19 protein-coding genes and 1 pseudogene are annotated in these 22,647 nt (G+C 72.4%); 11 read left to right on the forward strand and 9 right to left on the reverse strand.

Annotated features, from left to right (window positions below; genetic code table 11):
• The first annotated feature begins 63 nt into the window (after positions 1–63).
• Both QRX60_RS43435 and QRX60_RS43440 read left to right on the forward strand, forming a co-directional pair.
• Complete coding sequence (locus QRX60_RS43435; protein WP_285997300.1) at positions 64–537, forward strand: hypothetical protein; 474 nt, start codon at positions 64–66, stop codon at positions 535–537.
• 364 nt (positions 538–901) lie between these two features.
• Entirely contained in the window at positions 902–1,171 is a 270-nt protein-coding gene (locus tag QRX60_RS43440) for a hypothetical protein (protein ID WP_285997301.1), read from the forward strand.
• 3 nt (positions 1,172–1,174) lie between these two features.
• Here the strand turns inward: QRX60_RS43440 and QRX60_RS43445 are convergent, their stop codons facing one another.
• Together QRX60_RS43445 and QRX60_RS43450 are read right to left on the reverse strand one after the other, a co-directional pair.
• The gene (locus QRX60_RS43445) at positions 1,175–2,485 is read right to left on the reverse strand and encodes a DUF4474 domain-containing protein (RefSeq protein ID WP_285997302.1); all 1,311 of its coding nucleotides are present in this window, start codon (positions 2,483–2,485) and stop codon (positions 1,175–1,177) included.
• Positions 2,482–2,790: a hypothetical protein gene (locus QRX60_RS43450; RefSeq protein ID WP_285997303.1), complete on the reverse strand. Its 309-nt coding sequence runs from the start codon at positions 2,788–2,790 to the stop codon at positions 2,482–2,484. The genes QRX60_RS43445 and QRX60_RS43450 overlap by 4 nt, the downstream gene beginning before the upstream one ends.
• 447 nt (positions 2,791–3,237) lie before the next feature.
• Here QRX60_RS43450 and QRX60_RS43455 point away from each other — a divergent pair, with 447 nt between their 5' ends.
• From QRX60_RS43455 to QRX60_RS43465, 3 genes are all read left to right on the forward strand, one after another.
• On the forward strand, positions 3,238–3,741 hold the full coding sequence (locus QRX60_RS43455; RefSeq protein ID WP_285997304.1) for a hypothetical protein: 504 nt from the start codon (positions 3,238–3,240) through the stop codon (positions 3,739–3,741).
• A gap of 339 nt (positions 3,742–4,080) precedes the next feature.
• On the forward strand, positions 4,081–4,509 hold the full coding sequence (locus tag QRX60_RS43460) for a hypothetical protein (protein WP_285997305.1): 429 nt from the start codon (positions 4,081–4,083) through the stop codon (positions 4,507–4,509).
• A gap of 114 nt (positions 4,510–4,623) precedes the next feature.
• The gene (locus QRX60_RS43465; protein WP_285997306.1) at positions 4,624–4,866 is read left to right on the forward strand and encodes a VOC family protein; all 243 of its coding nucleotides are present in this window, start codon (positions 4,624–4,626) and stop codon (positions 4,864–4,866) included.
• Between the two features lie 270 nt (positions 4,867–5,136).
• Here QRX60_RS43465 and QRX60_RS43470 read toward each other — a convergent pair whose 3' ends face one another.
• Positions 5,137–6,951 (reverse strand): glycoside hydrolase family 15 protein, encoded by a 1,815-nt coding sequence (locus QRX60_RS43470; protein WP_285997307.1) that lies wholly within the window; start codon positions 6,949–6,951, stop codon positions 5,137–5,139.
• 144 nt (positions 6,952–7,095) lie between these two features.
• On the opposite strand from QRX60_RS43470, the gene QRX60_RS43475 reads away from it, so the two are divergent.
• The gene (locus QRX60_RS43475; RefSeq protein WP_285997308.1) at positions 7,096–8,517 is read left to right on the forward strand and encodes an MFS transporter; all 1,422 of its coding nucleotides are present in this window, start codon (positions 7,096–7,098) and stop codon (positions 8,515–8,517) included.
• Positions 8,518–8,607: 90 nt separating this feature from the next.
• Here the strand turns inward: QRX60_RS43475 and QRX60_RS43480 are convergent.
• Together QRX60_RS43480 and QRX60_RS43485 are read right to left on the reverse strand one after the other, a co-directional pair.
• Positions 8,608–8,847 (reverse strand): annotated as a pseudogene (locus QRX60_RS43480) (ion channel); the annotation flags it as partial.
• Positions 8,848–9,026: 179 nt separating this feature from the next.
• Positions 9,027–9,431, reverse strand: coding sequence for an SHOCT domain-containing protein (locus QRX60_RS43485; RefSeq protein ID WP_285997309.1), 405 nt, complete (start codon positions 9,429–9,431; stop codon positions 9,027–9,029).
• 225 nt (positions 9,432–9,656) lie between these two features.
• Here QRX60_RS43485 and QRX60_RS43490 point away from each other — a divergent pair, with 225 nt between their 5' ends.
• The gene (locus QRX60_RS43490) at positions 9,657–10,865 is read left to right on the forward strand and encodes an IS110 family RNA-guided transposase (protein WP_285995415.1); all 1,209 of its coding nucleotides are present in this window, start codon (positions 9,657–9,659) and stop codon (positions 10,863–10,865) included.
• A gap of 99 nt (positions 10,866–10,964) precedes the next feature.
• On the opposite strand, the gene QRX60_RS43495 is transcribed toward QRX60_RS43490, so the two are convergent.
• Positions 10,965–13,631, reverse strand: a complete 2,667-nt coding sequence (locus tag QRX60_RS43495) for a LuxR C-terminal-related transcriptional regulator (RefSeq protein ID WP_285997310.1) — start codon at positions 13,629–13,631, stop codon at positions 10,965–10,967.
• Positions 13,632–13,853: 222 nt separating this feature from the next.
• Here QRX60_RS43495 and QRX60_RS43500 point away from each other — a divergent pair, with 222 nt between their 5' ends.
• On the forward strand, positions 13,854–14,105 hold the full coding sequence (locus QRX60_RS43500) for a hypothetical protein (protein WP_285997311.1): 252 nt from the start codon (positions 13,854–13,856) through the stop codon (positions 14,103–14,105).
• Positions 14,106–14,629: 524 nt separating this feature from the next.
• On the opposite strand, the gene QRX60_RS43505 is transcribed toward QRX60_RS43500, so the two are convergent.
• Complete coding sequence (locus QRX60_RS43505) at positions 14,630–16,036, reverse strand: DUF2252 domain-containing protein (RefSeq protein ID WP_285997312.1); 1,407 nt, start codon at positions 16,034–16,036, stop codon at positions 14,630–14,632.
• A gap of 123 nt (positions 16,037–16,159) precedes the next feature.
• On the opposite strand from QRX60_RS43505, the gene QRX60_RS43510 reads away from it, so the two are divergent.
• The gene (locus QRX60_RS43510) at positions 16,160–17,506 is read left to right on the forward strand and encodes a diacylglycerol/lipid kinase family protein (RefSeq protein WP_285997313.1); all 1,347 of its coding nucleotides are present in this window, start codon (positions 16,160–16,162) and stop codon (positions 17,504–17,506) included.
• Positions 17,507–17,508: 2 nt separating this feature from the next.
• On the opposite strand, the gene QRX60_RS43515 is transcribed toward QRX60_RS43510, so the two are convergent.
• Positions 17,509–18,033, reverse strand: coding sequence for a DUF1269 domain-containing protein (locus tag QRX60_RS43515; RefSeq protein ID WP_285997314.1), 525 nt, complete (start codon positions 18,031–18,033; stop codon positions 17,509–17,511).
• A gap of 207 nt (positions 18,034–18,240) precedes the next feature.
• Here QRX60_RS43515 and QRX60_RS43520 point away from each other — a divergent pair, with 207 nt between their 5' ends.
• Both QRX60_RS43520 and QRX60_RS43525 read left to right on the forward strand, forming a co-directional pair.
• Complete coding sequence (locus QRX60_RS43520) at positions 18,241–18,705, forward strand: DUF7144 family membrane protein (RefSeq protein WP_285997315.1); 465 nt, start codon at positions 18,241–18,243, stop codon at positions 18,703–18,705.
• Between the two features lie 176 nt (positions 18,706–18,881).
• Positions 18,882–21,380 carry a LuxR C-terminal-related transcriptional regulator gene (locus QRX60_RS43525; protein WP_285997316.1) on the forward strand — a complete coding sequence of 833 codons (2,499 nt, stop codon included), beginning with the start codon at positions 18,882–18,884 and terminating at the stop codon, positions 21,378–21,380.
• A 1-nt stretch (position 21,381) separates the two neighbouring features.
• Here the strand turns inward: QRX60_RS43525 and QRX60_RS43530 are convergent, their stop codons facing one another.
• A complete protein-coding gene (locus QRX60_RS43530) occupies positions 21,382–22,596 on the reverse strand; it encodes an AI-2E family transporter (RefSeq protein WP_285997317.1) in 1,215 nt (404 codons plus the stop codon).
• Positions 22,597–22,647: the final 51 nt, after the last annotated feature.

The following is a 22,647-nucleotide window of genomic DNA, read 5'->3' on the forward strand; positions in this document are numbered from 1 at the left end:
CGGACCAGCACCCGGCTGATCCACGGTCAGCACCCCCTACCCGCCCCGTTGTCAGGAGGAGTCGTGCAGTCCGAGTCGCGCATCGCGGACCTCTTTGCGTGCCACCGGCCGGAGTCGTCGATCCACGCGACCTCCGACAGTGCCGGCCTGCCCGCGCCCTACTTGCGGTCATGGCTCACGCCGGAGGAGACCGGCCGTCCCGTCGCACCTCCGTCGAAGGCCACTTTGCAGCAACTGGCGGCGGCGTCGGGGGCGGACTTCACGGCGGTCCAGCAGGCATTCACGGCCGCCTGGAGCACCCTCCAGGGCGGTCACTGGAACCATTTCGCCGAGGGCGACCGGGTGCTGGTGTTCGGCAAGCCCGACCCGGCGAGCGGCAGCCGCCGAGTCCGGCGTGGAACCGTGCTCGCCCCGCCTTCAGCCGAGATCATCAAGATAGGGTTCGGAAACGAGGAGTACGAGGAGCTTTCGCCGGCCGATCCGGTCCACGTCAGCCACGCGGCCGGTGCCTGCCGGTGCGTGGTGGCGATCTCGTGAACGCGCCAACACCCAGCATTCCTTGTCTCAAGTCGCGCCGGACGCCCGCTCCGTCCGAGTCCGGCAGGCCTTGTAAGCCAAGAACCCTGCGACGTCGCGTCGCCCGGGCCGGCGCAGATCGACCGGCAACTGATACCGCAACAGCTCGGACTTCCACGGCGACGCGACCCGGCGCCCCGTGGATGATCCATGAAATCGATCAACCGCAAGTCCAGCATCTCCCCCACGCCCGACAGCAACCCCAGACGGGGCGCGCAGGTCTTCCCTTCGATCAAGTAGTTCGCCTCTCGCGGCCGGTACTCCGCGCACCGAGACCCCTTGCCGGGGTTGGCAAAACCCGGCCCGTTCCACCTAGGCTGAGGGCATGACCGACTCGAGGCGGGGTTCCGGCGAAACGCCGGAGGAGCTGGCAAGCGCGTTGCGGGACCAGGCCAGGAGCGCCGCCACCACGGCGTTGCGCGCGGGCCTGGAGGACATCGAAGACCGGCACGGCCAGCACGTCGCCGACGAGGTCGCGGCCTTGGTCGACGTCGACCGGGTGTTCGCCGGCCTGACCGAGAAGGCCGCCCCCGCCCGCCGCCGCGACGAGGACGACGACGGGCCGTACGAGTTCAGGCCGGTCACCTCGATGTAGGGGTCACTTCCGCCAGTCGTAGCTGAGCGTGGGCGGGTGGTCGGAACCCTTCGTGACGGTCAGGTGCTGTTCGGGGTGCGCGGCGGCGTACCGGGTCATCTCGTTGTACATCCGGTCGCGCATGTCGGTATCCCGCACCTCGATCGTGGCGCGCTGGCCGAGGTCGCCGCGTTCGATGCCGGGTTCGGTGCGGATCGCCAGGTTCCAGAAGTGCTTCTTGTCGGTGCCGTCCGCGCCCTGGCCGTCGTTGGTGAAGTAGACCTCGCCGGTTCCCTTGTTGTAGATCGTCTGGGTCACCTTGATCTGGTCGTCATCCTGGGCGGCGTTGAAGTGCCCGTCGTTGTTCGGCGAGTCGCTGCTGTAGAACCCGACCTCGCCGCCGAACGCGCCGTGGTTCCCGTAGCTGCCCTTCCACAGCTCCAACCGGTAGGTCTTCCCGGTCTTGGGGTCGGTGAACTCCATGTTGTCGCCGTCGGTGCCGGTTTCGTCGAGGTGCATCCCGAGGTACGGCCCGAACTTGTCGTAGAGGTCGCGCCACCCGAAGTAGCTCTGCGCCGAATGCTCGCCGGTGGTGTAGAAGTCGCCTTCCTTGTTGTACTTGAAGCCGAGGTAGTCGTAGATCTTCTGCGCGACCTCGGGGTTCTGCATGAGCTTGTCCCAGTCCTTGTGCACCAGGGCGTCCCTCAGCTCCGGGTTCTTCGCCACCAGCGCGGCGAGGCCGGGCAGCTCGCGGAGCATGATCGCGACGATCTCGGCGTCGTTCCGCTTCTCGGAGCCCGCGAGCTCCCACACCTGGCCCGTCTTGAACCGGAGCTTCTGGCCCTCGATGAGCAGGATCGCGTCGTAGGTGGTGGTCACCCGCTCCAGGTCGGCCAGCAGGACCAGGGCTTCGGCCTTGAGGACCTTGTCCTTCGCCCAGGTGGCGGCGAGGTCGACCTGGCGGATCCCGAAGCCGTGCCACCCGTGGTCGAGCTTCTTCTGGAGGGCCTGGGCGTCCGCGCGCTTGCTCCGGGCATCCTGCTGGGCCTTCGCCAGCGCGTCGCGGATCGTCTCGAACGACTTGGCCGACTCCTCAAGGTCCCGGGCCTGGTCGTCGCGGTTCTTCTTGAACGCATCCAGCGAGTTCAGCGCCGCTTCGCCGGCGCCGCCGTGCCAGCCCTCGCTCAGCTGGACGCGCACGCTCTCCAGCAGGGCCTTGGCGTCCTGGACCATTTCCTTCGTGGCCCGGCAGGCCCGGGCGCGGTCGTCCAGCTCGGTGGTGCTGCCCTTCTCCACCTGGTCGGCGAGGGCGTAGATCTTGTCGAAAACGCTCACCGGTCGATCCGTTCGAAGCTGCTGTCCAGGGCTTTCAGGAAGGCGTCACGGGCTTCGGAATCGGTGCCGTGGTAGCTCTTCGCGGCGATTTGGATGCTTTCCACCAAGCTCTCGACCTGTTGCTGGGCGGCGTACAGGTCGTCCTTCCGGGTCGCCAGCCAGACGTCGTAGTCACCGGCGAAGCCGCCGGCCCGAGCCGTGCTCCCGACGTTCGGCGAACCTCCCGCGGAAAGCGTCGGCGGCTTCCCCTCGCCGAGCTTGGCTGCCGCGTTGCTGATGTCCGCGACGTCGACTTCGAAACCCACCGGATTTCCTCCCCGCCGGCCACCCTCTACTAGTGACACGTCATGCAGGCAATGTAACAGCCTGCCACGTGTGGGACGCCGTAGTTCCGCTTTCGGTTCCCCCTGGTCAGTGGCCGGAACCGGACAGGTCGTCAGGAGGGCCTCCGCCTCCGCGATCAGCAGCCGGGCCGCGCCTGAGCCGTCAGCCATTACCGCCCAGACGTGCGCGCGGGCACGCCGTGGCCGATCGTGTGGTCGTCGAGCCAGCCGACTGGTCATCGACGCTGCGGGGCTCCGCCGGCGACGTCACCTTCGACGTCGCCAGTCCAGCACGGACAGTCGCCGGCCCCTTCGCCGGATCACCGTCCACTGCGGACTTGAACGCCACCCGCGGCCAAGCCGGGCCACGCCTCTGTCACAGAGGATCCCGCAGCGTGAAAGTCCCCGGCTCGCTGGCGCACTCCGCGGGTGCGCGTGGGCACCCGCCTCCGGACCGCGGCGGGCGTACTGCTCATCGAGTCGGTCGACGGGCTCGAACCGGGCGACATCACGGTGGCGGATGCCCGCCGAGCCGGAATGGGCACGCTGGACGAGCTGCTTGATTCGCTGGCGGGACACGACGGCGACATCTTCCGGATCGGGGTGCGGTTCGACGGGGCTGATCCGCGCGTGACGCTGAGGGCGTCGCCGACTCTGTCCAAGGAGGATCTCGACGCCGTGCTCACCCGGCTTGACCGGGCGAGCCGGCACGGCCGCTGGACGCATCGGACCCTGCGGCTCATCGCCGACCACCCGGGCCTGCGGGCAGCGGCACTGGCCGAGATGGCCGGCGGACCCACCGCCGCGTTCAAGATCGACGTCCGCAAGCTCAAGGAGATGGGGCTGACCGAGAGCCTGGACGTCGGCTATCGAATCTCACCGCGGGGAACCGTAGTCCTGACCGAACTGGACTCCAGCACGAACGAGGAATGAGCTTCAGGCGCTTGACGATGCCAGCGCCGAAGGACAACAGTGAACCGCGGGCCGTTCACAGCCCAGTCGGCCACCAGCTGCGCCACCGAAAGCGCGTTGTCCGGGTCGGCGTCGCGCGCGGTGCGACGACCGCGTGGAGGCCGACGTGGTCGCGGCGCCGACGGTCACGAACCGGTCAAGGGGCGGAATTCCCTTACCCGTGTCAGCACGCGCATCTGGGACGGAGCCTTTCTCCCGGGGGATTTCGAGCCGCACCGAAACGGCGCGAGAATCTCCTCGCTGCCAGAACGGCGCAGTGCTGGACAAGAGGTCCCAAGAACGGAACAAGGAGTGATCCCCATGAACTCTGCACGCCCCTGGACCAGGATCGTCGCTACCGCCGCGGCCGGGACTGCGACCTTCGCCGTGCTGACCGCCACCCCTGCCGCCGCGTCTCCGCGGGCCGCGACGCTGAACATCGTCAGCGCTGCCGTCGCCGCCGATGACACGGTCGACGTGACCCTCGCCTACACCTGCGACCAGGCGTTCCACGGGACGCTCATCGCTTACGTCAACGACACCGACGCGGCGGCCTTCGGCGCCAGCGACGAATTCGCCGCCACCTGTGACGGCACCGGCCACACCGCCGTCCTCTCCGTCGACAACGAGAACGACGCCACCACCTACGCAACCGGCGACACAGCGGTCGTCGCCGCGGCGATCGACGCGACCAAAGCGGGCTCGCCGGACCAGAATGCGGCCCAGGACGTGACTCTTGCCCTCGGCTGACCCCTGCCGGTTCACTCTGGTTCCGTGACTTGCACGACCAAACACTCTCGCGTGCGCACCACGTAGCGCAAACCCCAGTGGTACCAGCGAGGCAGGACCGGAGGTAGTTCGCCGATGCCCACGAGCCGCGGCTCGGTGAGCCGGAGCAGCTCGCCTTCGAGCAAGACCTCGCACCGGCCCTGGCCATCGAACGAGCGCTCGCAGCAACTACACCTCGACCTCGCTGTCGAAGACCTCGACCGCGCCGAACACGCAGCGATCCGGTCGGGTGCCACCAAAGAAACGCACCAGCCCGATCCTGGACGCTTTCGCGTACTTCGCGATCCGGCCGGCCACCCATTCTGCCTGCGGGGTTGAAACCTTCGAGCGCACGTCCGGGCTTGGTCATGCTTCCGCCGCCGACGACAACGCCAAGCCCGCTTCAGCCACTGCAGACGACGCGGCTACCCACTCACCTGACTGCCGTTGCTCGTCAGCCGGAAGAGGTGCGCGGCCGGCGCCGGACTTCGGCCGTCGAAGACCAGGAAGCGGCGACCGTAGCTCAGGAAGGACGGCGGTCGGCGTGGGCCGGGTCCCGGATGTGTGGCTCAGAGGGTGATCTTGTCGAGGGCTCCCGACGCGCCGGCCTCAGCCGAGGGCCGCGTCGAGGGTGACCGCGGCGTCGATGAGGGCGAGGTGGGTGAAGGCCTGCGGGAAGTTGCCCAGCTGCTCACCGGTCGGTGAGATCTCCTCGGCGTAGAGGCCGGCGTGGTTGGCGTACGTCAGCATCTTTTCGAACGCCGCGCGCGCCTCCTCCAGCCGGCCGGCGCGGGTCAGCGCGTCCACGTAGGCGAAGCTGCACAAGGAAAAAGTGCCTTCCGAGCCCGCCAGCCCGTCCGGGGACGCGGCCGGATCGTAGCGGTGGACGAGGCTGTCGGTGACCAGATCGGCGCCGATCGCGTCGAGGGTCGACAGCCACAGCGGGTCCCGGGCGGCGAGGAAGCCGGTACGGGGCATCCGCAGGAGCGCCGCGTCCAGCTCGTCGCCGGTGTAGTGCTGGACGAACGCGTGCCGCGTCCGGTGCCAGCCCCGGTTCAGGACCTGTTCGTAGATGCTGTCGCGCTGCCAGGTCCAGTCCTCCACCGGGGCCGGGCGGCCGTGCTTGGCGGCCAAGCGGAGGCCGCGGTCGAAGGCGACCCAGCTCATCAGCCTGCCGTAGGTGAAGCACTTGCGGCCCGCCCGGGTCTCCCAGATCCCCTCCTCCGGCTGGTCCCAGTGTTCGCCGAGCCAGTCGAGCGCCGCGCGGACGGCGGTCCAGCCGCGGTGGGGAAGCCCGAACCCCGCCCGGTCGGCGGCGAAGACGCTGTCCAGTGCCTCGCCGTAGATGTCGAGCTGCAGCTGCCCGGCCGCGTCGTTGCCGATCCGGATCGGCAACGACCCGCGATACCCGGACCAGTGCGCGAGGCTCTCCTCCGCCAGGTCCGACGAACCGTCCACCCGGTACAGCACGGCCAGCGGTCCGCCGGCACCGCCGTCACCTTCGCGGATCCGGTCACCCAGCCAGCCGCCGAACCGGGCGGCCTCCTCGGCGAAGCCGAGTGCCAGCAGCGCGGAGACGGAGAACGACGCGTCCCGGACCCAGGTGTAGCGGTAGTCCCAGTTCCGCTCACCCCCGACCCGCTCCGGCAGGCCGAGGGTGGGTGCGGCGACCAGCCCGCCGGTGGGCGCGTAGGTGAGCAGCTTGAGGGTGATCGCCGAGCGGGCCACGATCTCCCGCCAGCGACCGCGGTAGGTGGAGCGGGCCAGCCACGCCCGCCACCAGCCGACCGTGGTGTCGAACAGTGCGGTGAACTCGGCGAGGCGGATCTCGCGCGGCGGTTCCGCGGCGCCCGTCTCGAGCACGACTCCCCGGGCCTGGCCGGCGGTCAGGACGAGCCGCAGGCGGACGTCGCCGCCGTCGACGTGCGCCTCGGTGAGGTGCTCGTCGCCGGGTTCGCGGACCGGGTGCAGCGCCAAGGAGATCTCGTTCGCGACGAAGACGGCTCCGTTCTTGACGAGGATCGCCTTGTGCGGACGGCGGCCGTAGTCGAAGCGGGGCGCGACCAGCACTTCGAAGGCGATCCGGCCGCGGACGCAACGCACCAGCCGGGCGATCCGGTGCGTCACGGAAGCGGCGGTGTCCTGCGGTGGCATGAAGTCGACGACCTCGCCGATCCCGTCCGCACCGCAGAACCGGGTGATCAGCACCGCGGTGTCCGGGTAGTACAGCTGGGTGCTGGTGTGGGGCCCGGCCGGGCGGATGCGGAACCGGCCGCCGCGCTCGTCGTCGAGCAGCGCGCCGAAGATCGACGGCGCGTCGAAGCGAGGACTGCAGAACCAGTCGATCGACCCGTCGGTGGTCACCAGCGCGGCGGTGTGCAGGTCGCCGATCAGCCCGTGCTCGGCGATCGCGGTTTCGGTCATGGTTCCTCCACAAAAGGGGCACGGGTTCGGACGCGATCACCGTCGTCGCGGCGGGCGGGAGCCGCCTCATCCGCGCGGGGTGAGGTGGCCCGGACGCGGTCGCGACACCGTGTGCGGCACCAGCGACCGGGAGGACCCCCGCCGATGACCGTGCTGCCGCTCGCCCTCGCCCAGTTCGTCGCCAGCTACGCCGCGACCACCATGACCGTGGCCGTCAGCGCGATCGCCGCCGATCTCGGCACGACGGTGCTCGGCGTCCAGACCGCGATCACGCTGTTCACGCTCACCATGGCGTCCCTGATGGTGCCCGGCAGCAAGCTGACCGACGTCCTGGGCCGCAAGCGGTGTTTCGTCGCCGGCCTCGTCGTCTACGGCGCCGGCGCGCTGCTCGCGTCGGCCGCCCCGGGGCCGGGGCTGCTGATTCTCGGGTATTCCTTGCTGGAGGGGATCGGTTCGGCGCTGATGATCCCGCCGATCTACATCCTGGTCACCGTGACCAGCTCCGACGTCGGGACCCGAGCCCGGCGCTTCGGTGTGGTCAGCGGAGCCGGCGCGCTCGGCGCCGCCGCCGGGCCGCTCGTCGGCGGCCTCGTCACGACCTGGTTCGGCTGGCGCGCTTCCTTCCTGCTGCAGGTGCTGCTCGTCGGGTGGATCGTGTTGCTGGCGCGGCGGGTCACCGAGCCGCCACGACCGCCCGGCAGGCCGCGGTTCGACGTCGCCGGCGCGGTCCTGTCGGCGGCCGGTCTGTTCTTCGTCGTGTTCGGCGTGCTGCAGTCGGGGACCTACGGCTGGTTCGTTTCGCGCGCGGACTTCGTGGTCGGCGGGGTGGTGCTGCTGCCGGCCGGCGGGCTCTCGCCGTTGTGGCTGTTCGCCGGGATCGGCGCCGGGATCCTGGCTCTGTTCTTCGCGCAGGTCCGCGCGCGGGAGCGGGCGGGTGGAGTGCCGTTGGTGCCGTCCGCGCTCTTCCGCGACCGCGTCACGGGTCTCGGCCTGCTCACCCAGCACGTGCAGTGGCTCGTCCTGCAGGGCTCGTTCTTCGTGATCGCCGTGTTCCTCCAGCAGGTCCGGGGGTACGACGCGATCGAGACCGGCCTCATGCTGCTGCCCGCGACGATCGGCATCCTGGGGTCCTCGGCGGCGGCGGGGCGGATGGCGCGCCGGCACTCGCAGCGCCGCCTGATCCGCGGCGGGTTCGTCCTCGCGATCGCCGGACTCGCGCTCGTGCTCGCCCTGGTGCGCGTGGACTCGGGGGTGGCGAGCGCGGTGCCCGGCCTGTTCCTGCTCGGCGCCGGGGTCGGGATCATGCTGACGGCGTCGGTGAACCTGGTGCAGTCCCGCTGCCCGGACTCGGCGCAGGGAGACATTTCGGGGGTCTCGCGCTGTGTGTCCAACCTGGGCTCGTCGGTGGGTACGGCGCTGGCCGGTTCCGTCCTCGCCGGGGCGCCTCGCCCGGGCGGGACGTCTTTCGCCCTGGCCCTCGCCACCCTCGGGATCGCCGCGGTGGCCGGGCTGGTCGCGGCCGTGCTGCTCCCGCGTCCGGGCGCCGGCGCGCCGGCGCCCGGCTGAGCTGTCCGATGTGGACGAACGCCGGTGCCGCACCGCGGTCACGATCACGCGCAGCACGACGCTCAGCACCACCAGGTCGGCGAGCATCTGGATCGTGACCCCGACCCGGGCCGTCGTCGAGACCGGCGTGATGTCCCCGAACCCCACGGTGGCGAACACCGTGACCGTGAAGTACAGGGCGTCGGTCCGCGTCAGCGCGGAGCCGAACGAGCCGGGCCGGTCGTGGCCGAGCACGTAGTAGAGGTCGGCGAACAGGAGCAGGAACAGCGGGACGATCAGGGCGAGCGCCTGGACACCCTGCCAGGCGGGGAACGGCGAGCGCAGGATCATCCGCACTTCGCCGACGACGAGCAGGACCACGACGGCGAGGCCACCGGCGAAGACGGCCACGGTCCAGGGCCGCAGCCCCTGGTCGACCGGGAGCAGGTAGTACAGGCAGACCAGCGCGGTGACCGTGGCCAGGGGGCGGAGCACCGCGAGGTGGACGAACCGCCACCGCCGCGCCGGGGTCAAGGCGCGAGCGCCTTGCGCTTGAGGGCCTGGTACTCCTCGTCGTCGATGACGCCCTGGTCCAGCAACCGCCTGGCCTCGGCGATCTGCGCCGCGCCGGTCCGGTCCGCCGTGGACACCGAGCGGACGTAGTCCTCGAACCGGCGCTGCGCGTCCAGTTCGCGCGCCCGCCGCCGCTCCCCCAGGTGCCTGCCCTGAGTGCCCAGGTAGAGCAGAACGCCGAGGAAGGGCAGCACGATCACCAGCAGCGTCCAGGCGACCTTGCTCCATCCGGACACGTCGGGCCTGCGGTAGAGGTCCCCCAGGACGACGAACAGCAGCCAGAACCAGGCGACCCAGCAGAAGAACACCAGCATCGTCCACATCAGCTCGAGGAACGGGTACTCCGCGCTCGCCAGGGTCATGACGTCTCCATAAGATTGTTGGTGTTCAGGACGGGATGTTCTGGATGCCCAGGGCGATGGGGTGTGGCTGATGATGTCTTGCCTCGTGAGGTGGCTTCTGAGGAGTGGCCGCTCTGTCGTTCTGGACGCCCTGGCCGCTGATTGAGATCTGCGCTCGGTCGCTGTTTATGGAGATGCCGGCGGGTCGTCCACGGGGTGAGCTGGGAAGACGGGAGGACAGGCCGGGTGGCCGTGGGCAAGGTGTGGGTCGGGATCGACGTCGGCAAAGGTTTCCACCACGCGTGCGCGGTGGATGAGACCGGCAAGATCGTGTTCTCTCGGAAGGTGGCCAACGGGCAGGCCCCGATCGAGCAGCTGATCGCCCGCACCACCGCGAAAGCGTCCGAGGTGGTGTGGGCAGTGGACATGACTTCCGGTGCGGCCGGTTTGCTGATCACCCTGTTGCTGGCCACCGGACAGCCGGTGGTGTCGGTGCCGGGCCGGCTGGTCAACCGGATGGCCGGTGCGTTCGTCGGTGAGGGCAAGACCGACGCCAAAGACGCCCGCACGATCGCCGAAACCGCGCGTCTGCGCGGTGATCTGACCCCGATCACCAGCCCGGATGCGGTGGTGACCGATCTGCAGGTGCTCACCGCGCGGCGGGAGGACCTGATGGCTGACTGGGTGCGCGGGGTCAACCGGATCCGTGAGCTGCTGGCGAGTATTTTTCCTGCGCTGGAGCGGGCGTTCGATTACTCCACCCGCTCGGCGCTGGTGCTGCTGACCGGTTTCCAGACCCCGGCCGGGATCCGCGCTGCCGGGGCGGCCGGTGTGTCGGCCTACCTGGACGAGCACGGTGCGTGGGCCAGGGGTATTCCGTCCATGGTGGACAAGGCCCTTGCTGCCGCTGCCGAGCAAACCGTTGCGTTGCCGCAGGAATCGGTGACCGCGCCGCTGATCGCGCGGCTGGCGCGGCAGCTTTTGGAGCTGGATCGGGAGATCAAGGATCTGGGCAAGCAGCTCGCTGACCGATTTGGTGAGCATCCCGACGCGGGGCGCATCACCAGTCTCGACGGGTTCGGTCCGATCCTGGGTGCTTCGCTGCTGGCCGGGACCGGCGGTGATCTGCGGGCTGCGTTCGGCAGTTCCGCGCATCTGGCGGCCTATGCCGGGCTGGCGCCGGTGCCGCGTGATTCCGGGCGGGTGCGGGGCAACCTGCACCGGCCGAAGCGCTATCACCGTGGGCTGCGCCGGGTGTTCTACCTGGCTGCGTTGTCGGCGATCAAACGTCCCGACGGTCCCTCCCGGGCTTTCTACCTGCGCAAACGTGGTGAGGGGAAACGGCACACCCAGGCGTTGATCGCACTGGCCCGCCGCCTGGTCGACGTCATGTGGGCGTTGCTGCGCGATGGTCGTGAGTTCCATCATTCACCGCCGGTCACGGCTGCTGCTTGACACGATCATTGAAACTCCTCACACCGGGGATCGGGGTGGCTCACTCGACCGGATCCCGGGCGCGCTCGCCTCACCCACGCCGGGTGAGGCGAGCGGACGTCAGCTCGTGAAGTCGGTGAGCTCGGTGTCGAGCAGGCCGCGCCGGAGCGCGATCGCCACGGCGTCGCGCCGGCTGCGGACGTCGAGCTTCGCGTAGATGCCGCGGACGTGGGTCTTGACGGTGTTCGGCGAGACCGTCAGGTCCTGGGCGATCTCGTCGATGGACCGCTGGGTGGGCAGCAGGCGCAGCACGCTGCGCTCGCGTTCGGTCAGCGGCGCCGGCATCGGCGGGGTGTGCAGCCGGCGGCGCAGGGCGAGCACTTGACCGGCGAACCGTTCGCCGCGGCCGAGCCTGCCGAGCCGGGCGGTCAGGAACGCGACGACGTCGGGGGGTGCGAAGACGAACGGGAAACGGACGTCGGCGGGTTCGGCGGTGCGCAGCGCGTGGTCGAGGAACCGCACCGCCCGTTCCTGCGCCCTGGCCGCCAGTGCTGCCTGCACACTGATCACGGACGCCTCGATCGCCACCCACGGCAGCACCATCGGCGCCTCCTCGTCCGCCAGGGAGCGCAGCACGGAACTCGCCGCGCCCGGGCGGCCGAGCCGCAGCTGGGTGCGGGCCCGCAGCACGAGCAGTTCACCCGAGCGGGCCAGCATCGGCTGAGCCCAGCGGACCGTCTCCCTGGCCTGTGCCGCCGCGCCGAGCCGCAGCGCGGCGCGGTGCTCCAGCACGGCACACAGCGCGGCGTGTTCGGCCGGGCAGGCTCGTCCGGCGCCCAGGTGCGTCCGGGCCCGGCGCATCCGCCGCAGTCCCGCCTGCCAGCCGCCGAGTTCGAACTCGGCGGCGCCACGCAGTGTTTCGGCGATCAGGCGGAGGTTGCGGGCCGTACGGGCGGGCGCGTCGCCGAGCAGCCGCCCGATCCGCTTCGCCTGGTCGACGCATTCGGCGGGTTCCCCGCGCAGCAGGGCACCGTACGCGAGCAGGGCGCAGGCCTGCGCGCCCTCGAGCGAACGCCGGGGGGCGTCCGCCGGGCAGCGGGCCGCGACGCGGCGGGCCAGCGTGTCCATCACCCGGTAGTCGCCGTCGTAGCAGGCCAGGCCGCCGAGCGTGGTGAGGCACCGGGCCACCAGGAAGTCCTGGCCGTGGTCCTGGGCGGCGTCCAGGACCCGCACCAGCTCCTCCCTCGCGGGTCCCCGCTCGTGGCAGGCGATCAGGACGCCGGTCCGCTGCAGGGTCGCGAGCCCACCGAGTCCCGTGTGCCCGGCCAGCTCCTCGTCGACCCGCTCGGCCGCCCGCACGGCCTGGACCGGGCTGCGGTCGAGCTGGGCGAGCCGGGAGTACGCCAGCTGCCGCAGCACGGTCAGTTCCGCCGAAGGCCGGTCCGGCCACGCCGCTTCCGCCCGGGCCAGCTGCAGCCCGGCGGCCGAGGTGTCGCCCGTCTCCAGGCACAGCGCCGCCGAGACCAGCGCCAGCAGCGGGTCGGCGGTGACCTGCCTGCCGTCGAGCACGGCGAGAGCCAGCCGCAGGACGTGGTGGTCGCCGCTGAGGAACAGCGTCACCGCGTGCCGGCGCAGCTGCTCGCGGAGGCGGGTGGCGTTCCCCGAACGGACGCTGTGCAGCAGCGCCGAGGCCGGCCGGTCGTGGTCGGCGAACCAGCGTGCTGCCGTCGCGTGCAGGGTCCGGGTCCGCTCCGGTGCCCGGCGCAGGAGCTCTGCCCGCAGGTAGGTGCGCAGCAGCGGGGGGAGCCGGTGCTGTGGTGGGGTCCCGCCGGAATGGACGACCCGGGCGGCCGGTTCACCGAGCTCCCGGAGCATCGCTTCGGCCTCCGGCCGGCCGCCGAGCGCGGCGGCGAGTCCGGCCGGGACATCGTCGCAGATGCTGATCGCTCGCAGCAGGTCCCGCTGTGCGGTGGTCAGCGGGGCGAGTACCTCGTCGACCAGGTAGTCGAGCACGGCCTGGTCGCGGCCGGCGAAGAAGTCGCGCAGGCTGCCGGACCGGGCCGCGGCCGCCGCGGCGAGGCGGAGCCCGGCCGGCCAGCCCTCGGTCCGGGCGACGAGCAGGCCGAGCTGCTCCGGCGGGATTCCCGCGCCGGTGCTCCGCACGAAGGTCGCGGCTTCTTCGGCGGAGAACCGCAGCTGCGGCGGCCCCAGTTCGACGAGGTCGGCCGCCAGCCGGGCACGCACCAGGGCAAGCGGCGGCTCCCGGCGGCTCGACACGGCCAGGCGCAGCCCCGCCGGCCGGTGGCGGACCAAGGCTCGGAGCCCGCGCCAGACGCAGGACGCGGTGATCTCCTGGGTGCCGTCGAGCACCAGCAGCACGGGCCCGGGCAGTGCATCGAGGGACTCGGCGACCTGGGCGAGGAAGCCGAGGTCCGTGCTCGGTGCGCGGGGCACGGCGAGCTGCCGGAGCGGGCTGGCGGCGGGAATCCGGGCGCAGCCGCAGAGCGCTTCGAGGATCGCCGACCAGAGGAGCCGGTCGTCGTTGTCGCCGGCGTCGGCGGACACCCAGGCGACCCCGCCGCGGCCGCGGCGGTGGGCCCAGTCCGCGAGCAGCACGGTCTTGCCGAACCCGGCGGGCGCGCCGACGAACACCATGACCGCGTCGCTCGCTTCGTCGAGGAGGGTGAGCAACCGCGGCCGGGAAACGAGATCCGGCGGTGGCACCGGAATCGTCACCTTGGTTCCCGGAACTCGTCTTCGGGGAAAAATGTCGTGACGGATCGGCATGCACCCTCCTTGTTTTCGGTCAGTTTCACACTGGCAGGCGGATCTTGCCACGCAATTCGCCCACTTCACCCGCGGTGGGCGAGGAAACCGTCCCGCGGACCCAGAATTGTGTGGCCCGTGAACGGTCGTGGACATTCCCGAAATAGCCGAGCAATCCGTAATCCACCGAAGCGAGGATGCGTCGCCACGCGGTTCTTGTGGGTCGGCCCGGGCGAGCTCGTCGTGCTCGACGTGCTGCGGACGGGCCGGATCGGGACCGCTGCCGTGCTGCTGTCGCTGGCGGTCGCGCTCGCGGCCCTGCCGTCCGCGACCGCGGTGAGACTCGGCCTCCGCGCCGGGATCGACGCGGTGGCACGGCTGCTCTTCCTGCCGTCACACGCTTGGTCGGCGGCCGTGCTGCTGGTCGACGTGGTGCTGATCGCCGCGGCGTGGCACACGGCGGGCCGGGCCGGCCGCCGGGCGGGTGAGCGGTGAGCCGCCACCCGGAACGGGCCCACCGCGCGCCGACGGGGCCGAATTACGTCTTCCGGGGCTGCGGCCGGATTCCCGAACAGGCGGAGGGTTCGGTAGACGATTTCCAGGGAATGCTCGTCGTGCCCGTTCCACCGGAGATGATCGTCTTCGCCACGGTCGCCGATCCCGGAAGTCTTCCGCGAATCCTGCGCCGGCTCGAGACGCTCGGGATGCGAGTGGACTCGGTGCACCGGGTCCGGGAACTCCCGCAGTCGGCACACCGGGGAATTCCGTGAATACCGGCGGCGAATCGCCGAAAGGGACACGCCGGACCGGCGCCGCGCCACGCCGGCGCCGCTGCCGGCGAGCCGGTGCCCACGAGCGCCGCGATCCCGCGGCCGACCGCGAGGCTGCCGAGCCGGAACAGCCCGGCCACCACGGCGATCGCCGCGTGGTCCGGAACCGGCACCGCTCCTCCGTGTCTGTCATGGAAGCAGGATCGGCACGGCCGCGGCCGTGCCGCTTCACCCCGGCGAGGTGATTGCTCACGGGCCGGACGCCACCGCGATGTGGCCGCGGCGGATCGCCGAGCGCAGCGCGGTGTGGTCGCGCTCGTTCTGGTCGGCGCAGGCCACCGCGAACTCGCGGACGGCTTCGGCGAACCCCGGGCCGGAGCCGAGATACGCCGCGATCGCGAGCGGGTCCCCGGTACGGGCGTGCGCCCTGGCCAGGGTCCACCCGCACAGCCGGGCGTAGGCCCGCAGCACGTTCGCCGTCATCGTCGTGACCTCGGCGACGCCCTTGCCGTCGCACAGCCTGCGGACGTAGAAGTCCCGGACGCGACCGTCGAACCCCGTGGTGCGGACCCAGCCGAGGAAGACGTCCCCGACCGCCTGCATCAGTCGCTGCCCGGTGACCACCCGCCGGCCCGCCTCGCAGCGCACGGCGGCGCCGGTGAACTCCTGCAGCACCGACGGCCCGGCTTCCTTCAGCTGGAGGAAGAGCGGGTCCTCGGCGCCGGGGCCGACGAGCAGGGCCAGCCAGCACCGGGTGCCGACACTGCCCACCCCGACGACTTTGCGGGCGACGTCGGCCAGCCGGTAGTGGTCCAGCACGGCCCGGCGCTCGGGCGCCAGCGTGCGCCGGTAACGCGACAGGACGTCGCCGAGGCGCTCCTCGAGCGTCCCGGGATCGCCGTCGCCGGCGAGGCGGCTGACCGGGACGACCAGCGGCGGACGGGCGGACAGCCGCAGCCGTCCGTCGCGGATCTCGGTGAACCGGTGCAGGGCGTCGACGTCGTTCCTCGCCCGGGCGCGGGCCAGCGTGCGGTCGAACCGGCGACGCCCCGAGGATCCCAGGCGGTGGGCCGCGATCGCCCGGAGAGCGTCGGCGTCGGCGTGGGCGTGGAAGACCTCGAGTGCCGTCCGGCCGGCGAAGTCGTGCATCGCCTGGCGGTAGGACTCGACCGCGGCGAGCACCCCGCGACGGCGCTGCGCGGGCGGGTGGGCGTTCTCCCGGGCGGCGACCTCGACACTCGCCGCGAGCCGCTTGACGTCCCATTCCCAGGGCGCGGGCAGGGTTTCGTCGAAGTCGACGAGGTCGAACACGAGCCGGCGCTCCGGCGAGGCGAACAGGCCGAAGTTGGTCAGGTGAGCGTCGCCGCACGCCTGGACGACGAGCCCGGTCCGCGGGGTCGTCGCGAGGTCGGCGGCCGCCGGCAACGCGGCGCCGCGGAAATAGGCCAGTGGGGAGGCGGCCATCCGCCCGTACCGGATCGGTACCAGCTCCGGGACCCGGTCGGCGTCCTGCCGGGCGAGCAGGGCCAGCGGATCCGGCCGCCGGCCGGGCGGCGGGAACTCGGCGTGGTGCGACCTCGGCACGGCGGCGCGAGCGGTGCGGCCCCGGGCGATCCGGTCGTCGCGGGTCGCGGTGTCCTGGTTGGTGTGCGGCATGGGCGAATCGTCGGCCGTGGCGACGGCGGAGGCGTCGCCCGCCCGGGGTGAACCGCGGCTCATCCGCCGCGGGTGACGACCCGGGACCGGCCGGCCCGCAGGGTGGGCGGCGGAGGTGCGGCGATGGCGGAACGGGCGGACGGGCGGCCTCCGGTCATCCGGCGGGTGGGTGCGGGGATCTCCGTGGCGGCCCTGCTCGCGGCGTTCGCCGTGGTGCTCGGTGCCCTGTTCCGCCACCCGGTCCAGCTGGTGCTCGCGGTGCTCCTGCTCGGGGGCGTGCTCGGCGCCGGCTGGGCGGCACTGGTGCGCCGCGGGCTTCCGGCGGTGGCCGCGGCGGCGCTCGGGGGCGTCGCCGCGGTCCTGCTCGTGCTGCTGCCGGGGGTGCACGCCTACGCACTGCTGGCGACCGCCGCGGGCCTCGCCGGCGTGTCGTTCGCGACCGCCCGGACCGCACTGGGCCGGGACCTGCCACGCCCGCCCCGGATCTGTCGCACCGGACCCGCGCGCTCGGGCGTGTTGCTGCTCAACCCGTTGTCCGGCAAGGGAGTGGCCACGGCTTCCCGGCTCGGTGACCGGGCCCGCGGGTTCGGTGCCCGGCCGGTGGAGCTGGGGCTCGGAGAGGACCTGCGCGAGGTCGCGGAGCGGGCCGTGGCCGGTGGCGCGGACGTGCTCGGGATGGCCGGGGGTGACGGCTGCCAGGCGGTGGTCGCCGACGTCGCCCGCCGGCACGGACTGCCCTTCGTCTGCGTCCCGGCGGGTACCCGCAACCACTTCGCGCGCGATCTCGGGCTGGACCGCGAGGACCCGGCGGGCGCGCTGGCCGCCTTCGGCGAAGCCGTCGAGCGGCGGGTCGACCTCGGGGTCGTGGACGGCCGGGTGTTCGTCAACAACGTCTCGCTCGGGGTGTACGCGGCCGTGGTCCGGGTTCCCGGCTACCGCGAAGCCAAGGTCGCCACGATCGCCCGGTGCCTGCCCGAGCTGCTCGGCCCGGACGCCCGCAGCCGGCTGCGGTTCCCGGGCCCGGACGGGCCGCCGGGGAGGGCCGCGGACGTCGTGCTCGTGTCCAACGGGCCCTACCGGCTCGAGCGGCTGAGCGGGTTCGGCAGCCGGGAACGCCTCGACGGCGGCGTGCTCGGCGTCGTCACGGTCGTCGTCGACCGGGCACGGGACGTGCCGGAGCTGGTCACGGCCGAGCTGAGCGGGAACGTGGCCCGCTTTCCCGGGTACCGGGCCTGGACGACCTCCGCGTTCACGGTGGAGTCGGCGGACCCGGTCGTCGACCTGGCGGTCGACGGGGAACCCCTGCGGTGCGCGCCGCCGCTGCGGTTCCACGCGCTGCCCGGTGCGCTGCGGGTGCGCCTGCCGCCCGGCGCTCCCGGGGCGTCACCGGCCGCGGCGGCCCCGAAGGGCGTCCGGCGGGCGGTCGCCGCGCTCCTGCGGGTGCTCGCCGGGCGTCCCGCACGGGGATGACGTCAAAGCCGTTCCGCTTCCTCCGGGGTGTCGGCCTGCGGGGTCTCGGCGAACGCCTCGCGCAGCCGCTCCTCCTCTTCGGTGGAGAGGTTGGTGGTCAGCAGCGAGGCGCCGGTCTCCTTGAACGGCTCGACGACCCGGTCCAGCACGGTGTCACCGGCCAGCACGAACAGCGCGGACGTCCCCGGCCGCACCTGCGCCCGGACGGTCTCGATGAACTCCTTGTCGATGCCGACGTGGGCCAGTGACCCGGTCAGCGCGCCGATCGCGGCGCCGACGGCCATCCCGAGCAGGGGGACCAGGAAGATCAGGCCGAACAGCAGGCCCCAGAACCCGCCACCCAGCGCGCCGGCCCCGGTCAGGGTGCCGAGGTCCTTGGTCTTCGGCTTCTTCCTGCCTTCGGGCCACGTCACGTACGCGGCGTCGCTGATCGAGATGAGCTGCTGTTTCTGCAGCTGTTCCAGGAGGCCGAGCGCGTTTTCGGCGCCCTCGGCGGTGGGGAAGCTCCAGACGGTCAACGTGGTCATGGTGACGCCTTTCTCGCTCCGGGATCGGGTGGTCCGTGCGGCACAGTGCCCCGGGGTCCCGGTCCGCGGCATCGCCCGTGCCGTGTGAGCCGGGGGCCGGGCCGGCGCGATCCTGATCTCACCTGACGTGGGCGAGGCCGTCCCGGTGGCGGACCGACCATGATCGCCCGGGTCCGCAAGTCCCGTCGTTCCACGGAGAGAGGGACCATGAGTGAACACACGCAGCCCAGGACCGGCGCGCCCGGAGCGGGGGCACCGCCGTCGCCGCCGGACCGCGCCGTCGCCCGGTCGCGCCGGGTCGGCTGGATCTGGTTCGCCGGGGTGATCACGGTCCTCGCCGGCCTGTTCAACGTGGTGGAGGGGCTGGTCGCGCTCTTCGCCCGCGACTACTACGTGCTCAGCCCGGTGGGTCTGCTGGTCTTCGACCTCACCGGCTGGGGCTGGCTCCACCTGATCGTCGGGATCCTCGCCGTGCTGACCGGCCTCGCGCTGTTCACCGGCGCGCAGTGGGCCCGGGTCGTCGCCGTCGCGCTCGCCGGCTTCAACGCGCTGGCACAGCTGACGTTCCTGTCGGCGTACCCGGTTTGGGGCGTCGTCGTGATCGCCCTCGACGTCTTGGTGATCTGGGCGGTCGTCGTGCACGGCGACGAAGCCACCTACGAGATCTGGTGACCCCGGAAACCCTTGCCGGACAACGCACGCCGGTGATCAGTAAAGTCGTGGCCTCCGCCCGGCGCAGGACCTCGGGACCGGGACCGATCCCTTCCGACAGCCGAGAGGTCGACTTGCCCGCTCGAACGAGGTCGCGGCCCTGGCGGATACCCGCTGCCAAGGTGACGGTGCCGCGGGTGTCCCGGATCTTCGTCCCCCGTCCCCGGGTGGCCGCGTTGTTCGACCGGGCCACCGCCCTGCCGGTGACCGTGGTCCGGGCCCCGGCGGGGACCGGCAAGACCACGGCGCTGGCGGGCTGGGCCGGCGATCGCCGGGATGTCGCCTGGGTGTCCCTGGACCGTGACGACAACGACGAAAGCCGGCTGTGGGCGGCGATCCTCGGCGCGTTGCGCCGCTGCCCGGGTGTGCCCGAGGACGGCCGGCTGCACCGCCTCGCCCCGCCGTCGCCCGGCCGGCGGACGGAGTTCCTGGCCGACCTGGGTGACGCGTTCGCCGGGCTGCGCGCGCCGGTGCGGCTGGTGCTGGACGACTTCCACGAGATCTCCCGGGCGGAGCCCCTGGAAGCGCTCGGGGCGCTGGCGCGCCACCAGCCGGCCGGCCTGCGGCTGGTGCTGGCGACGCGGGTCGAACCCCGCCTGAGACTGGCACGCCTGCACGTCGAGGGGGCGCTTTCGCGGGTGGGCCCGGCCGAGCTCCGGTTCAGCGCCCGGGAGACGGCGAGCCTGCTGCGGGCCACCGGGGCGGTGGTCAGCGACGACCGTGTCCGCGACCTCACCGAGCGCACGGCGGGCTGGGCCGCGGCGCTCGGCTGGGCGGCGGTGTCGGTGCACGGCGCACCGGACGCCGACGAGCTCATCGCCGCCGTCGACGGGGATGACCGCGCCGTGGCGCGGTTCTTCGCCGACGAGGTGCTCTCCCGGCTGCCGGCGACCACGTCGGACCTGCTGCTGTGCATCAGCGTCTGCGACACGGTGAGCGCGACGCTCGCGGCCCGGCTGTCGGGCCGCCCGGACGCCGGGGTGGTGCTGGACGAGCTGGCGCGCGCGATGTCGCTGGTCGTGTGCACGCCGGCCGAGACCTACCGGCTCCCGCCATTGCTGCGCGGCTTCCTGCGGTCCGAGCTGGCGCGGCGGTGCCCGGCGCGGGTCCAGCGGCTGCACGGCATCGCCGCGCGCTGGTACGCCGGGGAAGGGCGGTTCGGCGACGCGCTGGCGCACGCGGTGGCGGGCCGGGACCGGCAGCACGTCCTTACGCTGGCGCGCAACCACGCCGTGCGCCAGGTGCTGGCCGGGGAAGGGGATCCCGTCCGGGTCGCCCTGACCTACCTCGGCGCGGCGACGGTGGCCGCCAGCCCGCGGCTGCGGCTGGCCTCCGCGCTGGAGCACATCCAGCGCGGCGAACTGGCCGAAGCCGCCGCGGATCTGGCCGGGGCGGGCGGCGACGACGGCCTGCACGCGCTGGCCGTCCGGCACCACGCGCTGGTGACCGGGCGGCGGCCACCGCAGACGACGGTGGCACCGGTGGCGCTTTCCCCGGCGTTCGACGCGTGGGAGAAGCTCGATCTCGCGTGGCGGTCGCTGTACCGGGGTGCCCGCCGGCACGCCGTCACGCGGGCGGAAGAGGCGTTGCGCCTGGCCCACGGTGAGCAGCTCGATCACCTGGTGCTCCACAGCCGGTTCGCACTGGCCGTCGCCACCGCGCTCCGCGGGGACCACCCGGCGATGCGGCGGGCCTGCACCGGGGCGCTCGCCGTCGCGCGGCGGCACGGCTGGCGCCGTTCCCCGGGAGTGGCGGAGTGCCACCTGATGCTGGCCTACGACGACCTCATGCGCGCCGAGCCGGTCGCCGCCGCGCGTGAGCTGGCCGAGGCGACGCAGGCGGAAGCGCCCGGGTGCGCGCCGGTGCTCGTCCCGCTCCGGTGCTTCTTCGACGGCGTGGTGCGCTTCGACGAGGGTGACCGGTCGGCCGGCTCGCAGGCGATGCGGGCGGCGCGGCACCGGTTCGCCGGCGTGGACCTGCCCCGCGAGATCGCGGGGGTCTGCGCGATCGCCGAACACCACGCGGCACTCGCCGTCGGCGAGCCCCTGCACGCCGCCGAGGTCGTCGCCTGGGCGCACGGGCGGCTGCCCCGCAGCGCCGAGCTGGCACTGCTCCAGATGCGCGCCCACCTCGCCGCCGGAGAGGCCGACCTGGCCGAAACGGTCCTGCACGAGGCCGCGGCCAGGCCGGCGCTGCTGCCGGCCACCCCGGTCGACATCTGCCTGGTCGAGACCGCGTTCGCGTTGCGCTCCCACCGGCGGACCAAAGCCCTGCACGCGCTGGATCACGCGCTCACCCTCGCCCGGCCGTACGAGCTGATGCGCCCGTTCGCGCTCACCGAGCCGGAGGTCGGGCGCCTGCTGATCGACCACTCGGGCGGCTTCGGCTCGCTGGACCGCTTCGCGCAGTCCGTCCACGGCAGGCTCACGCCGCACGCACCGCGCAGCACCCTGACCGACCGCGAACAGGTGGTGCTCCGTCGGCTTCCGTCGCAGCGTTCGCTGGACGAGATCGCCTCGGACCTGACCGTCTCGGTCAACACCGTGAAGACCCACGTGCGGGCCATCTACGGCAAGCTCGGGGTGAACAACCGCCGCTCGGCCGTGGTGGTCGCGCGGCAACACGGCCTGACCTGAGCTACTCGTCCCGGCGCGGCGCGCACAGGAGCGCGTCCGCCCACCGGGCCCGCGGGTCGACGTCCACGAGCAGCGCCTTGGCCAGCAGGGTCGCGGGCACGGCGAGGACCGCCCCGAGCGGGCCCAGCTGCCAGGTCCAGAACACCAGTGCGAGCACGGTGACCAAAGTGGACAGACCGACCGAGCCCGCGACGAACCGGGGCTGGATCAGGGACTGCACGACGAAGTTCAGCACGGCGTACACGATGAGCACCGCGAGCAGGGCGCGCCAGCCGCCGTCGAGGAGCGCGATGAGCGCGGGCGGCGCGACCCCGATCACGAAGCCGACGTTGGGGACGTAGTTGGTGACGAAGGCCAGCAGGCCCCACAGCACGGCCGCCGGGATGCCGAGCAGGGCGAGCGCGGCGGTGTCGAGCGCCGCCACCACCGCACCGAACACGGTCGTCACGAGCAGGTAGGTCCGGGTGCGGGTGGCGAAACGCCGGAGCGCGGCGGTGATCCACGGCCGGTCCCGGGCGATCATGCCGAGCCGCCGGCCGGCCCACGCCGATTCGGTGCTCAGGAACAGCAGCAGGGCCAGCAGGAAGACCAGGTTCGTGACCAGGCCGCCGACGCCGGCGAGCAGGGATCCGGCCAAGCCGATCAGCTTCCCGGCGTCCACGGAGGACAGCATGTCGCGGACCTGCTGTTCGCCGACGCCGAAGCGGCGCAGGACCGTCAGGCCGTCGCGCAGCAGGTCGTCGACCCGTCCGGCGTAATCGGGGAGCAGGGCCGAGAGCTGCGCCAGGCACACCACGACGACCACGAACAACGCGAGCAGTGCGGCGTAGACGGTGGCCACCAGCACGGTGACCGTGAGCCAACGCGGGAAACCCTTGCTCCGCAACCAGGTTCGCACCGGGTCGAGGGTGATCACCAGGACGAGGGCGAGGAACGCCGGGCCCACGAGCCAGGCGACCGCGCGCAGCCCGGCCAGCACGACGACCGCGGCGGCCGCCCCCAGCAGCACCACGACCGCACGGGGCAGGGGGGTACCGGTCGCCGGCTCGTCCGCGGGCGGCCACGACACGGGCGGTGGGTGCTCCTTCGCGGTGAACCGGCCGGTGAAGCCCCGGAAGGGATGGCGTGCGGCGCGCGGCTCCGCCGTCCGGTGCCGGGACCGCCGGAACGACCGGAACCGGTGGGCCGGGAAGTCGGTGAGCGAGACTCGCACCATGCGGCACCCTCCGGAGGCAGGCGGCGGTCGGCCGTCCCACGGTGGCAGGCC

The sequence above is a fragment of the Amycolatopsis mongoliensis genome (genome assembly GCF_030285665.1).
In the GTDB taxonomy this organism is placed as follows: domain Bacteria; phylum Actinomycetota; class Actinomycetes; order Mycobacteriales; family Pseudonocardiaceae; genus Amycolatopsis; species Amycolatopsis mongoliensis.